The following is a 13,114-nucleotide window of genomic DNA, read 5'->3' as shown; positions in this document are numbered from 1 at the left end:
GGCATCGCCGGGCGGCCGTTCAGCTGGCCGTAACCGCCCCGGCGATTTCCTCCACGATGGCGACGGTCGCCGCTTTCGTGCCGGCACTTCCCCGGATGTCCTTTGTTCGCTTTGCCGGATCCGCCAGCATGCGCGTGATCGCGTTCGAGATCAGGCCCGAGGCGGCGATGGCTTCGGGGATCTGGCGGTTATGTCCCAGCCAATCCACCAACATGCGCCCCGATTCGATCATCGCGAATGGATTCGCCATATCCTTGCCTGCAATATCGGGCGCCGAACCGTGGGTCGCCTGCGCCATGGCGATATTTCCTTCGCCGATGCAGAGCCCCGGCGCCATGCCCAGCCCGCCGACAAGGCCCGCCGCTTCGTCCGACAGGATGTCGCCGAACATGTTCGTCGTCACGATCACGTCGAAATTCTGGGGTTCACGGATCAGGCGCATGGCCATCGTATCCACGATGACCTCATTGACTTCCACATCCGGGAAATCCTTTGCCGCATTGTAACATTCCTCGACGAACATGCCGCAGCCAAGCTTGAACACGGTGTCCTTGTGAACCAGCGTCAGCTTGCGGCGGCGTTGTCGGGCAAGGCTCAGGGCCGCCCGGGCAACCCGTGCCGAGCCGGCCCGGGTGATGACGCGCACCGAAACGGTGACATCCTCTGTGGGCCGGAATTCACCCGATCCGGCCACGACATTGCGATCGGGCTGAAAGCCTTCGTTGTTCTCGCGCACGATGATCAGGTCGATATCGTCGCGCAATGCGCCAAGTCCCGGATAGGATCGCGTCGGACGGATGTTGGCAAAGAGGTCGAACTGCTTGCGCAGGATCGGATGCGGATTGATGGCGCCGGGCACCTTCGGATAGGCCTGATGCCCGATCGGGCCAAGAATGAAACCATCCATTCCGCGCAGCGCCTCGATCGTGCCTTCGGGAAAGGTCGAGCCGTGGCTGTCCAGCGCGATGCGACCGATGGGCAGGGGCCGCCAGTCGATATTCAGCCCGGTTCTGGCGCAGGCCGCCTTGATGACCTCGACGGTGGCGGGGACGATCTCATGGCCGATATCGTCGCCGTTCAGGACCCCCAAAGTAAGGTGGGAAGACATTGCAACTCTCCTTGGGTCAGGCGGGCGCAGAAAGGCGGGTGATCGCGGCGATGTCGTCGTGATCTTCCAGTTGCCACGCCGTCCGGATGAGTTCGTCGGCCGCCGCTTCGCCCAGAATGCCTATCGACTGATTGCGGAACTTGGTCACGATCTGTTCGTCCGACAGCGGTCGCGAGATGCTGCCAATGGCATGTTCGACATGCAGCTCGGTTGTGCTTCCATCCTCGAAACGCACCGAGATATATACCTCATCCTCGTGGACGGCATTGTCGGACTGGGCAGACACCCGGTCCCGCAAAGCGGTCACGCGCGGATCGCGCACCATCTCGTCGGTGAATGCCGTGGGCGAGCCGTCACCGTAAAGAAGTGCCGTTGCCGCCGCATGATAGACGCTGAACTTTCCTTCCAGGCCGGTCGCCGGAGCCTTCTTGCCCGTCAGTTCCAGCACCAGCGGATGGGTGCGAAGGCCGACCGAGGCGATGGAAGCAATACGGTCGCCCAGTTTCGCGCGCAATTGCTGGCATCCGTCGATGGTCGGATGGATCACGATTCCGCAGGCATAGGGTTTGTAGCTGTTCAGCCCCGCTTCCCATGTCTTGCCCAGATCGCCCAGAATTTCGTCGTAATCCTGCTTGGTCGACGCCACATTGGCCCAGCCGCGCGGCGCCTCGATTCCCTGTTCCGAACTGTCGTAATTCGCCTTGGCGAGAAAGGCGGACATTGCGCCGTTCTGAGCAGCCCGGCCCGGATGAAAACTTTTGGTCATGGTTCCGAACATCTCGCGCAGGCCCGAAGATTGGGTGGCGGCGAGGCTATATGCCCAGGTCATCTGCCGGGCATCAAGATCCAGCAGCCGGCCGACTGCCGCCGCTGCTCCGAAGACGCCGGCGGTGCCGGTAATATGCCAGCCGCGGTCATAGTGATCCGGATAGACCGAATTTCCGATACGGCATTCAACCTCCATTCCCACAACCAGCGCGGTCAGGACATCCTGGCCGCTGATCCCGCGCGGTTCGGCCACGGCGAGGACGGCAGAGGCAATCGGGCCGGCCGGGTGGATGATGGTTTTCAGATGCGTGTCATCGTAATCGAGAACATGAGAGGAAATCCCGTTGATCAATGCGGCATGCAACTCGTCCAGCCGCTCGTTGCGCCCGATGACCTGCGCGCGGGCAGTGCCGGTGAAGGGACGCACCGCGTCCAATCCGCGGTCTATGGTCTCATGTGCGCTGCCGCCCACCGCGCAACCAAGCCAGTTCACGAAGCTGCGCACACCTTCCGCGCGGACCGGTTCAGGAATGTCGTCTCCCCGCAGCGAGACGGTCCATTCCGCGAGTTCCCTGGTGACGGGTCTTGTCATATACAGGCCTTTCCAAGTGATTTGCCCGGATGGGGCAGGATTTCAGAGAATCAAATCCAATGCGCTCCGGCGGCCATTCGAACCGCCGGAAGCTGAGGGGCAGGAAGACCATCGCGATCTTCCTTCGGCATCAGCGGATCGAGATCAGCAATTCCGAAAGCCGGTCAAGCGAGGAAAGGTTTTCCAATTCGCGCACCAGATCGACGATCTCATCGGCCCGGTCGCGCGACATTCCGGCGAATTCGCAATTCTCGCGGAACTTTTCGGCCACCTCATCATAGGACATCGGGAAAGCGGGCGAACCTTTTCCGAAATCGGCGCGACCCGAGATTTTGCGGCCATCGGTCAGCTCGATATCGATGATCGTGGTCATCAGGTGGTAGCCTGCGGCTTCGGCCTCGTCATCCACCACGAAATCGATCTTCTCGATCATCGCCTTCACATCCGGGCGCAGCACCACCTCGTCGGTGAACTCGGCCAGCCCGGCACGGCGTTCCAGCAGCAGGATCGCCATGCAGAACTCCATCGAGAACTTGGCCTGCAATTCGTCCTTGGGCCGATGATGGATCAGGGCGTTGGGCATGTTGGAATTGGTGCCCACCCGGACATGCTTCACCAGCTCAGGCGTGATGTCATGCTCGGTGATCAGACGCAGCATTTCAGTCATGCCGGGATGGGTCAGCGACCCTGATGGATGCGGTTTGATCGAAACGCCGGGATCGGCGAAGGTCCAGGGCGCGCCAAGCTTTCCGTGAATGGCGTTCATGTCGAAACCGCCGCCCGCGGCCGAGAAGAAACCGCGAGGCGCTTCCAGGATGCGGCTTGTGGCGGTCCAGCCGTAAGAGGCGAATTGCGCGGCCGCAACCCCGCTTTCGGAAGAGCGGCCGGCATGGAAAGGCTTGGTCATGGTGCCGAAATTTTCGCGCAGTCCTGCGGATTGGCTTCCGGCGATCGAAAGGGCGCGAAGCGTCGTGTCGATATCGAAGCCCAGCAGTTTCGAGGCCGCGGCGGCGGCGGCATAGGTGCCGCAGGTGGCGGTTGCGTGGAAACCGGTCTGGTAATGGCGCGGATTTATCGCCTCGGCGATCTTGCATTCCAGTTCCACGCCCAGATGATAGGCATGCATCATCGCCAGACCGTTGGATTTCTTCGATTCCGCGACGGCAAAGGCGGCGGGAAGGGCAGGGGCGGTCGGATGGGTCAGAAGGCCGTAAACCCGGTCCTTGGCCACCGCAAGCTGGGTATCGTCGTAATCATCGGCATGGATTCCAACCCCGTTGGCAAAGGCTGCGAAGCGTGGCGCGACCTTGCGGCCCGCGCCGATCACCGTCGCAGCTCCGTCGGCGAGTCCAAGATCGGACAGGTGCTGCCGCACCAATTCACCGCTTTTTGCGACCGAACCCGATACGGCGAGCCCGAAACCGTCCAGGATCGATTTGCGTCCGTTTTCCACGACCTCGGAAGGCAGATCTTCCGGTTTGGATTTTAGTATGAAATCAGCAGCATATCTGGTCAGCTCGATATCGATCCGGGCGTCCTTGTTCATTGAATCCTCTCCGATCCGTGATGGTTTTGTGGGTTCTTGTGCAAAGCTTTCCAATAATTGTCAACAGTAGTCTAATGACAGTCATCAAGGTAAATGAAAAGCCGTCATCGCGATTCATATTGACAATTGTCAACAATTGACCGCCAACTGAACCCGAAGTCAAGATCGGGAGAACGGAATGAAAGACAGGGAATTCACGGATCGGGTCGTGCTGCTGACCGGAGCTTCGCGCAATATCGGACGCGCGATTGCGACGAATTTTGGCGCTGGCGGAGCGTCGGTGATGATTCACGCCAATAGCGATCATGCGGCGGCGGAAACGACCGCCGAAGCGGTCCGTGGGGCAGGTGGTCAGGCCGAAGTGATTCTGGGCGATCTGGCGGATCCTGACGTTCCTGCCCGCTTGATCGAAGCGACGATACAGCGATTCGGAAGGCTTGATTCCGTCGTCGCAAATGCGGCGATTCGGCCCCATAGCCCGCTTCAGGACACCAGCTATGGCGAATGGCGGCTTGTGATGAGCATCGCACTTGATAGCGTGTTCCTGCTGGCCAAGGCCGCGGAAGCACCGCTGCGCGGAAGTGACCGGGCCGCGTTCATTACCATTGGCGGAATGACGGCACAAACCGGTGCATCGGACCGCGTCCATGTCATCGCCGCCAAGGCCGGATTAGGCGGTCTGACCCGCGCGCTGGCCCATGAATGGGGCCGTGCGGGTATCACGGTGAACTGCGTGGCGCCGGGCCTTATCGACACCAGGCGCACCGGCGGGACACCCGCGCACCACGCCACGATGCAGAATGTTCTGGACCGGCACGGCACGGCGGACGAGATCGCCGGGGTCGTCCTCGCATTGGCCGGATCAGGGATGCGCTATGTCACCGGCCAGACGCTGCACGCCAATGGCGGCGCGTGGATGGGCTGAGTATCAGCTTATAATTGACGACAGTAAAATGTTGACAATTTAAAAGACCTTGTTACGGTTCCGCGAAATATCACGAATGAGGAGGGGTGATGTCGTTTCTCGAATTGGCAGCTGTCGAGAAGAAATACGGGGCACTGACCGTTGTCAAAGGCGTAGATCTGTCCGTCGAAAGAGGCCAGCTGGTTTGCCTGCTTGGGCCGTCCGGATGCGGCAAGACGACCACGCTTCGCCTCGTTGCCGGCTTCGTGGATGCCAGCAGTGGCGAGGTGCGCGTGGAAGGCAGGGTCGTCTCCAGCGCGGGGACTACCGTGCCGCCCGAAGGGCGCAACATGTCGATGATCTTCCAGAGCTATGCTCTTTGGCCGCATATGACCGTTTTCCAGAATGTCGCTTACGGGCTTAATCTGCGCAAGCTTCCGGCCGACGAGGTCAAACGGCGGGTGCATGAGATCCTGACAGTCACGCAGCTTCTGCCATTGGAACATCGCTATCCCGGCGAACTTTCCGGCGGTCAGCAGCAGCGCGTATCGCTTGCACGCGCGCTGGTCGTCAAACCCGAGATCCTGCTTCTGGACGAGCCGCTTTCCAACCTCGACGCGAATCTGCGCGAAGAGATGCGCTTCGAAATCCGCCGTCTGCATGACGAATTCAAATATACGACCGTCTATGTCACGCATGATCAATCCGAGGCGATGACCACGGCCGATGTGATCGTGGTGATGAATGACGGTTATATCGAACAGGCGGGATCGCCAGAGGATATCTATGCAAGGCCCGAATCCGAATTCGTGGCCCGGTTCATCGGCGGAACGAATATCCTGTCCGGAGCCAGATTGTCGGATACCGCTTTGCGCTGTAACGGCGATTTCGTGCTTGACTGCGGCAGCGGAAAGCTTGCCGCCGATGGCAAAGCTATCGCTTCCGTCCGGCATCACGACATTCATGTCGGCGAAACGCGCCAGGCAGAGGTCAATTGCGTGCAAGGCACTGTAGCGCGTCAGATCTATATGGGCTCTCATCGCGATTATCTCGTCACCATTCCCGGCGGCGAAACGATCCGCGCCATCGCGCCGGTCGAGGTCAAGTTGCCGGTTGGCGACAGTGCCTGGCTGCATTTCCCGAAAGAGAAATGCCGGGCGCTGTCTCGGTAAGAAAAGACAATTTCTCGATATGTAGAAGGGAGGATCTACACGTGTTGACGAAACTGATTCGAACGACGGCCCTTACCTGCGGCCTTGCAATCACCGGCAGCGCCTTTGCCGAGGCGCCGGCCCCTTATGACATCACGCCCGAACTGATCGAAGCCGCCACCAGCGAAGGCAGCGTTGTCTTCTATACCGCAACGGATGTCGCGGTGGCCGAGCAGTTGGCCGAACTTTTCAAATCCACCTATCCGGGGATCGAGGTCCAGGTGGAACGTGCCGGTTCCGAGCGCGTGTTCCAACGCATCGGGCAAGAGACGTCCAGCGGCATCCAGAATGCCGATGTGATCGAAACCTCGGACGCGGTGCATTTCGAATATTTCAAGCGCCACGAGTGGCTCGAGGCGATGGTGCCACAGGAAGTCGCCGACAAATGGCCAGAGGATGAAAAGGATCCGGATGGTTACTTTGCCGCCTATCGCGCCCATCTTTCGGTGCTGGCCTATCGCAGCGACATGCTTGACGAGGCCGATGCCCCCAAAACCTGGAACGATCTGCTGAAGCCGGAATATAGCGGCAAGATGGTCAAGGCGCATCCGGGCTATTCAGGTACGGTGATGTCAGCCACCTATAGTCTGGTCGAATTGCTCGGCTGGGATTATTTCGAACAGCTTGGCGCCCAGGATGTGATGCAGGTGCAATCCTCGACCGAGCCGCCGAAGAAACTTGCGCAGGGCGAGCGGATCATCCAGGCCGACGGGAACGAATACAACATCTTCCGCCTTCAGGATGAAGGCGTACCGATCACCATCGTCTATCCCGAAGAAGGCACGCCGATCGCGGTCGGAAATGCCGGGGTGCTGGCCGGGGCGCCGCATCCGAACGCCGCCAAGCTTTTCTATGCTTTCCTGTTCTCGCACGAGGCCCAGCAACTTAACAGCGATTCCGGGGGGCTGCGCTCGTTCCATCCGGACGTGGTCGAAAAGGACTCGCGGACACCGCTGAGTGAAATCCCGCTGCTCCATGTCGATGCAGAGAAACTTGAAGCGATGATCCTTGAGATCAAGTCGAATTACGAAAAATTCTTCGGTACCTGAGCGAGGCCAATAATGACTGCAACCCAGGCTGCAAACGGAATCGTAGGGGAGGGTCGGCGCAAACGCGTCGACCTTTCCATCCCGACTTTCGTCCTTTTGGGAGGATTGCTGACGATTCTGGTGGTCCTGCCTCTGTTCTGGATCATCTTCTATAGCTTTCGCAATGATGTGGACGGAAGCTTTACCCTTCAGAACTTCGCGTCACTGGTCACCGACTCGACCCTGCTGCGCGCGTATTTACTGGCGATCGGCATGGCCTTCGGGGTGGGGATCCTGTCCTGCCTTGTCGCGACGCCGATGGCCTGGCTGGTTTCGCGGACTGATCTGCCGGGCAGGAAACTGATCCGCATCCTTGTGACCGCTTCCTTTGTGACGCCGCCCTTTCTCGGCGCCATCGCATATGAAATCCTGGCGGCACCAAACAGCGGCGTGCTGAACGTTCTGGCCCGCAAGCTGCTTAGGCAGGATTCGTCCTTCGTCATGTTCGATATCTACACGTTTTCCGGACTGGTCTTCGCCATCGCCTGTTTCACCTTTCCGTATGTATTCACACTGGTTTCCAACGCGCTGGACCGGGTTCCGTCCGATCTTGAAGACGCTTCTGCGATCCTTGGCGGCAAGGCGTTAACAACCGTACGCAAGGTGACATTGCCGCTGGTATTGCCGGCGATGCTGGCGGGGACATTGATCGCCATTCTTCAGGCACTGACGATGTTCGGATCGCCTGCGATCCTGGCGCTGCCGGCAGGATTTCACGTTATTACCACCAAGATCTGGAGCCTGTTCCAGTTTCCGCCACGGCTCGGCGTCGCCGCCGCTGCGGCAATTCCTCTGCTGGTCATCACAGTGATGCTGCTTCGCACTCAAAAGACAATTCTGGGGCGCAAGGGCTATACGGTTATGGGCGGCAAAAGCGGCACGCCACGCATTACGGAACTGGGGCGGTGGAAATGGCCGTCGATGGCCTTCGTTCTCTTCATCCTGTCACTGACGATCTTTCTGCCCTATGGCGCGATCCTGAAGACGGCCTTCATGCAGACACCCGGCGCCGGGCTGACCTGGGAGAATTTCACCCTGCGGCACTGGAATTTCGTATTGTTCGAATTTTCGGCGACGCAGCTTGCGCTGAAGAATACGCTCTTCCTTGGCATCGTGACCGCGACCGCAGTGACTGCCATCGCCGTGGTGACCGCCTATCTGGTGACCCGCCGATCGATCCGCGGCGCTGGTTATCTGGGCATATTGGCCACTGCACCGGTCGCCGTGCCCGGGATCGTGCTGGGGGTGGGGCTGTTCCTAAGTTACGCCAACCCGACCTTTCAGCTTTACGGCACACTCTGGATCCTGCTGATCGCATTCATGACAATCGAGCTTCCTGCGGGATATCAGCAGATGTCCTCCTCTTTCGCCGGGATACATCCGGAACTCGAGGACGCCGGGCGGATCATGGGCGCGTCACGGCTGCGGACACTTTGGGACATCACCGCGCCGCTTTTGCGCACCAGCATCATTGCTGCATGGTGTTTCGTCTTCGTCGGCACGATCCGCGAACTATCCGCGACGATCCTGCTGACGACAGCCAACACCAAACTCGTTTCGGTCATCATCTACGATCTGAACGAAAGCGGCGATCTGGGTGCGATCTGTGTGCTGGGCATCATCCTGCTGGCGGTATCCTTCACGGTAGTCTGCATTGCCAACAATATCCCGGTATTGGGCAGGGCCAGAAACGTCATGCCGCGCGGGTAAGCAACTCGTGCCAAAGCATTGACCACCCCGATAACGGGTGGTCAAACTGACTGTCTACGGTTAATCCTCTACAGATGCCCTTTGTGGGTCTATCGTTTACCAATGGAATGGTCGCGCATGTCAAAACCCCCGGAAGAGACTCAAGGCCTTGCCGCCATCGATTTCCTGCGAACACGATCGCTGACGAATGTCGTACAGGCGGAAATCGAACGCATGATCATCGATGGCGAATTGAAGCCGAATGAACGGATCAACGAGAACGGGCTTTCACAACGGCTGGGCGTCAGCCGTGGTCCGATCCGCGAGGCTTGCAGCGGATTGGCCGCGATCGGACTGATCGAGATCGTTCCCAATCGCGGCTTCTTCATCAAGGCATTGACCAATGACGAGGCTCTTGACCTTTCCATCGCCCGCGCCAGCGTTTTCGCCTGCATGGCCTCGATGCTGGCCGAACATGTTACCGACAAGCAGATTTCCATGCTGGAGGCTTTGCTGGACAAGATGGACGATATCGTCGCCACCACAGGCGATGTGCATGACTATTATCCGGTGAATCTGGAATTCCACCGCCAGATCGGACAGATGGCGGGCAACAACCGGCTGGAAGCGACCTATCAAAGCTTTGTGCGCGAATTGCATATTCAGCGATATCGCGCTTTGTCCAGCCCGGATACGCTGGCAGTCTCGAATCTCGAACATCGTGCGATCGTCACAGCGCTTAAGGATCGTGATCCGGTCGCCGCTTTCCTTGCCGGGCGCGATCACATCCGCAATGGGATCGAGCGCACCCGCAAGGCCGGAGAGCCATGACCGCTTGACAGGGACGTAAAACCGGCCCGGACCCGCTACGGATCCGGCCGGTTTCCATTCAGACGGATATTGCGGCCTGCGCCGGTTTGCTGACGACGAGTTGCGCGGCCAGGCGGATTGCCGTCTCGAATGCCTCTGGCGAAGCCGTGCCGGTCCCCACGATATCATAGGCCGTGCCATGCGCCGGTGTAGTGAATACGACGTCAAGCCCCGCCGTCACCGTCACGCCCTGATTGAACCCGCGCAGCTTGGTCGCGATCTGGCCCTGATCGTGATACATGGCAACCACGCTGTCATAATCTCCGGCGAAGGCTTTCAGATAGATGGTGTCGGCAGGGAAGGGACCTTTGCAGTCGTAACCTGCGGCGGCCATCTTCTGAACAACAGGGCCGATCAGGTCGATTTCCTCGCGGCCGAACAACCCGTTCTCGCCCGCATGGGGATTAAGAGCGGCGACGGCAATGCGCGGGCTTCCGATACCTGCCCTCTGCATGGTTTCATGCGCAAGCGTGATCGCATCCGCAATCGAGGTCTCGTTGATCTGCTCAAGCGCCTCGCGCAATGAGACATGGCTGGTGACGCGCGACATCCATTGACCGTGCAGCACGTTCATCTCGCTGAAATAGCCTCTGTGGCCAAGCAGCTTGGCGAACATCTTGTGCTCATCGGGAAATTTCCAACCGCCATCGAACATCGCGCGCTTGTTGAGCGGGGCGAAACTGATCGCATCCACCTGCCCGGTCTTCGCGAATTCGATTGCCCTGGCCAGCGTCTCGCCGGTACGGAAACCGGATTCGGCACTGATCGCGCCAATCGGAAGCTTCCCCGGATCGGTATTGCCAAGATCGATCATCTGCACGGCGTCGCTTGTCCAGTCCGCATCGGCGGGTGTCGCGCAGAACGCGACCGGGAAAGATGTTCCGGCCTGTTTCATGCCCTGTTCGATCACCCGGCGATCTCCGATCACCAGAAAGCGGGCAACCTCCCGCAACGCTGGATTGGCAAGAAGCTTCGCGGTGATCTCGGGGCCGATACCCGTGCAATCACCTGATGTCAGGGCAATGATCGGACGGTTTTGGTCAATGTTATGATTCATGGCGATCATCCCTTCGCGTATAACTTCCTTACCGATCCCATCACCGGGAATGACGGCAATTTTCCGATTGTTCCCGGCCGGATGCTTTGCTGGTGATGACTGAACCGATCTTTATTGTCAACGAGATACTGTTGACAATAATCCAAATACGAGAATTACTGCCTGCACATGATGAGGAGGGAAAAATGCAAGCAGATATCGTTTCAGAACAGGATTCTGCGCCGCTGCTGCCGGGTTTCAGCTATCGGCGGATCAAGACAACGGGCGCCGAGATAAGCGTTGCGATTGGCGGCACGGGTGCGCCTTTGCTTCTGCTGCACGGCAATCCGCTTACCCATGTCAGCTGGCATCGCATTGCCCCGATGCTCGCAAAGGATTTCACGGTGATCTTGCCGGATCTGCGCGGCTATGGCGACAGTTCCAAGCCGGATGGAGGCGAGGATCACGCGGGCTACAGTTTCCGCGCCATGGCACAGGACAATCTGGAAGTGATGAGTGTTCTGGATTTCAAGGAGTTTCAGGTGGCGGGACATGATCGTGGTGCGCGCGTCGCGTTCCGTATGGCGCTGGACGCGCCACAGCGGGTCAGGCGGCTGGCCGCGCTTGACATCGTGCCGACCTATCACGCCCTGACCAATGTAAGCCTTGGCTGGGGGCTTGAAGCCTATCACTGGTTCTTCATGGCCCAGAAAGCGCCTTTCCCGGAAAAGCTGCTTTGCGCCGATCTTGATTATTACATTGACTATAAACTGAACAAGAAGGGTGTTGGCCTGTCGATTTTCGATGCACGCGCGATGGCCGAATACAAGCGCTGCACCACTCCTGAACAGATCCATGCGGTCTGCGAAGATTACCGCGCGACGGTCTCGCTGGATTTCGCAATGGATCAAGCCGATTTCGGACATCGTCATATAGAATGCCCGGTGCTGGTTCTGTGGGGCTCGAACAGTCATTGCGGCCGCCATTATCATCCGCTGGACGGCTGGGCGCCTTGGGCGCCCGACCTGAGGGGCTGGGCGATTCCGACCGGGCATTACCCCGCCGAGGAATGTCCCGAAGTGGTGTCGGCGCCGTTTCACAGCTTCTTTTCCGGCATGGAACCACAACCGGCACATGCCGCCTGACAACAGCCGCGATCAGGAAATGCAGTTGCGCTTCCGATGAATGGAACGTCAGGGGCTTCCGATATTGTGATACATAATCGCGGTTCTCCGCAAGCTGAGGTCTCGTCACCAGCGCCACCATGACTAAGCTTGCCACGACTGTATCGAGCAGGCTTTCTGTCGATGATGGGGGACGCGCATGAATGACGCTATTTACAACCTGTCGCTGAAACAGCTTCGCGCTGTTCAGGCGGTCGCGCGCTATTCAAGCTTTCTTGCGGCGGCGGTCGAGCTGCATATGTCGCAACCCGGTGTTTCGCGGCTTGTGCGGGGCGTCGAGGAAAGTCTTGGCGTCCGGTTGTTCCATCGCAGTACGCGCCATGTCATGCCGACGCAGGAAGGGCTTATCTTCCTGCCGACCATCCACCGCATCTTAGCCGAGATGGATTTGTCGGTGGCTCATCTTGCGTCGATGCAGTCGGATCAGTCCGGGCATGTCATCATGGCCTGCCCGCTTGCTGTGGCCAATCGCATGCTTTCCGGCATTATAAAACAGTTCCGGCAAAGCCACCCGCGAGTCACGATAGAAATACGCGAAGCCTTGCGCAGTGCGGTCATCCAGCAGGTAAGGCACGGCACCGTTGATTTTGCCCTTGGCTCTTTCATGGAAGGCAACGAGGACATGCTGATCGAAGATCTGTATGACGTGCATTATCATGTCGTTTTCCACCATCGTCACCGTTTTGCCAGGATGACCAATGTCAGCCTGTCGGAATTGCAGGGCGAGTCGATGATCTCCTTGCCTCCCACCTCGATCGTGCGCAGCATTTTCGACGCCGCGGCCGCGCGAAAGGGGTTTCGGCTGAATCATGCGGTCACGGTCAATACCATCGGCACCATCTTCGATTTGGTTCAAAGCGGGCAGGGTATCGCGATCCAAAGCAGCCTGTCGGTCGATTCGCATCTTGGCCCGATGATCGAAACCCGGCCCCTTGTCGAACCATGCATGAGCTCGAAACTGTCGATGATGCGGCATCGCGACCGTACGCTTACGCCAGCCGCTCAGGAACTTAAGAATTGCGTGGAGCAGGGGCTTAAAATCGGCCAGTTTGAAAGCCGCGGAACTGCCACGGACGCGGGCCCGGGCGATCTGTGAAATCAGAAGATGAATGGCCGCG

At 58.9% G+C, this 13,114-nt stretch carries 11 protein-coding genes; 7 read left to right on the top strand and 4 right to left on the bottom strand.

Annotation, left to right across the window (positions count from 1 at the left end; genetic code table 11):
• Window positions 1-19: 19 nt before the first annotated feature.
• The 3 genes from D3P04_RS12600 to D3P04_RS12590 all read right to left on the bottom strand — a co-directional run bounded on the left by D3P04_RS12600 (window position 20) and on the right by D3P04_RS12590 (window position 4,014).
• Window positions 20-1,108 carry an isocitrate/isopropylmalate dehydrogenase family protein gene (locus D3P04_RS12600; protein WP_119749404.1) on the bottom strand — a complete coding sequence of 363 codons (1,089 nt, stop codon included), beginning with the start codon at window positions 1,106-1,108 and terminating at the stop codon, window positions 20-22.
• A 16-nt stretch (window positions 1,109-1,124) separates the two neighbouring features.
• Window positions 1,125-2,468: an MmgE/PrpD family protein gene (locus D3P04_RS12595; RefSeq protein ID WP_119749402.1), complete on the bottom strand. Its 1,344-nt coding sequence runs from the start codon at window positions 2,466-2,468 to the stop codon at window positions 1,125-1,127.
• 130 nt (window positions 2,469-2,598) lie between these two features.
• The gene (locus D3P04_RS12590; protein WP_119749400.1) at window positions 2,599-4,014 is read right to left on the bottom strand and encodes an MmgE/PrpD family protein; all 1,416 of its coding nucleotides are present in this window, start codon (window positions 4,012-4,014) and stop codon (window positions 2,599-2,601) included.
• Between the two features lie 178 nt (window positions 4,015-4,192).
• Between D3P04_RS12590 and D3P04_RS12585 the strand changes: the two genes are divergently transcribed.
• From D3P04_RS12585 to D3P04_RS12565, 5 genes are all read left to right on the top strand, one after another.
• On the top strand, window positions 4,193-4,939 hold the full coding sequence (locus tag D3P04_RS12585; RefSeq protein ID WP_119749398.1) for an SDR family NAD(P)-dependent oxidoreductase: 747 nt from the start codon (window positions 4,193-4,195) through the stop codon (window positions 4,937-4,939).
• 89 nt (window positions 4,940-5,028) lie between these two features.
• Complete coding sequence (locus D3P04_RS12580; protein ID WP_119749397.1) at window positions 5,029-6,090, top strand: ABC transporter ATP-binding protein; 1,062 nt, start codon at window positions 5,029-5,031, stop codon at window positions 6,088-6,090.
• 44 nt (window positions 6,091-6,134) lie between these two features.
• Window positions 6,135-7,178, top strand: a complete 1,044-nt coding sequence (locus tag D3P04_RS12575; protein WP_220475320.1) for an extracellular solute-binding protein — start codon at window positions 6,135-6,137, stop codon at window positions 7,176-7,178.
• A 12-nt stretch (window positions 7,179-7,190) separates the two neighbouring features.
• Complete coding sequence (locus D3P04_RS12570) at window positions 7,191-8,927, top strand: ABC transporter permease (RefSeq protein WP_119749393.1); 1,737 nt, start codon at window positions 7,191-7,193, stop codon at window positions 8,925-8,927.
• A 117-nt stretch (window positions 8,928-9,044) separates the two neighbouring features.
• Window positions 9,045-9,737, top strand: a complete 693-nt coding sequence (locus D3P04_RS12565; RefSeq protein ID WP_182912838.1) for an FCD domain-containing protein — start codon at window positions 9,045-9,047, stop codon at window positions 9,735-9,737.
• Window positions 9,738-9,795: 58 nt separating this feature from the next.
• Here the strand turns inward: D3P04_RS12565 and D3P04_RS12560 are convergent, their stop codons facing one another.
• Window positions 9,796-10,833 carry a PdxA family dehydrogenase gene (locus tag D3P04_RS12560; protein ID WP_119749658.1) on the bottom strand — a complete coding sequence of 346 codons (1,038 nt, stop codon included), beginning with the start codon at window positions 10,831-10,833 and terminating at the stop codon, window positions 9,796-9,798.
• 185 nt (window positions 10,834-11,018) lie between these two features.
• On the opposite strand from D3P04_RS12560, the gene D3P04_RS12555 reads away from it, so the two are divergent.
• Window positions 11,019-11,957 carry an alpha/beta fold hydrolase gene (locus D3P04_RS12555; protein WP_119749389.1) on the top strand — a complete coding sequence of 313 codons (939 nt, stop codon included), beginning with the start codon at window positions 11,019-11,021 and terminating at the stop codon, window positions 11,955-11,957.
• A 178-nt stretch (window positions 11,958-12,135) separates the two neighbouring features.
• Window positions 12,136-13,092 carry a LysR family transcriptional regulator gene (locus tag D3P04_RS12550; protein WP_119749387.1) on the top strand — a complete coding sequence of 319 codons (957 nt, stop codon included), beginning with the start codon at window positions 12,136-12,138 and terminating at the stop codon, window positions 13,090-13,092.
• Window positions 13,093-13,114: the final 22 nt, after the last annotated feature.

The organism is Paracoccus onubensis (assembly GCF_003591515.1).
Taxonomy (GTDB): domain Bacteria; phylum Pseudomonadota; class Alphaproteobacteria; order Rhodobacterales; family Rhodobacteraceae; genus Paracoccus; species Paracoccus onubensis.
Note: the sequence above shows the minus strand (reverse complement) of the source record. Positions and strands in the feature narration are given on the sequence as shown.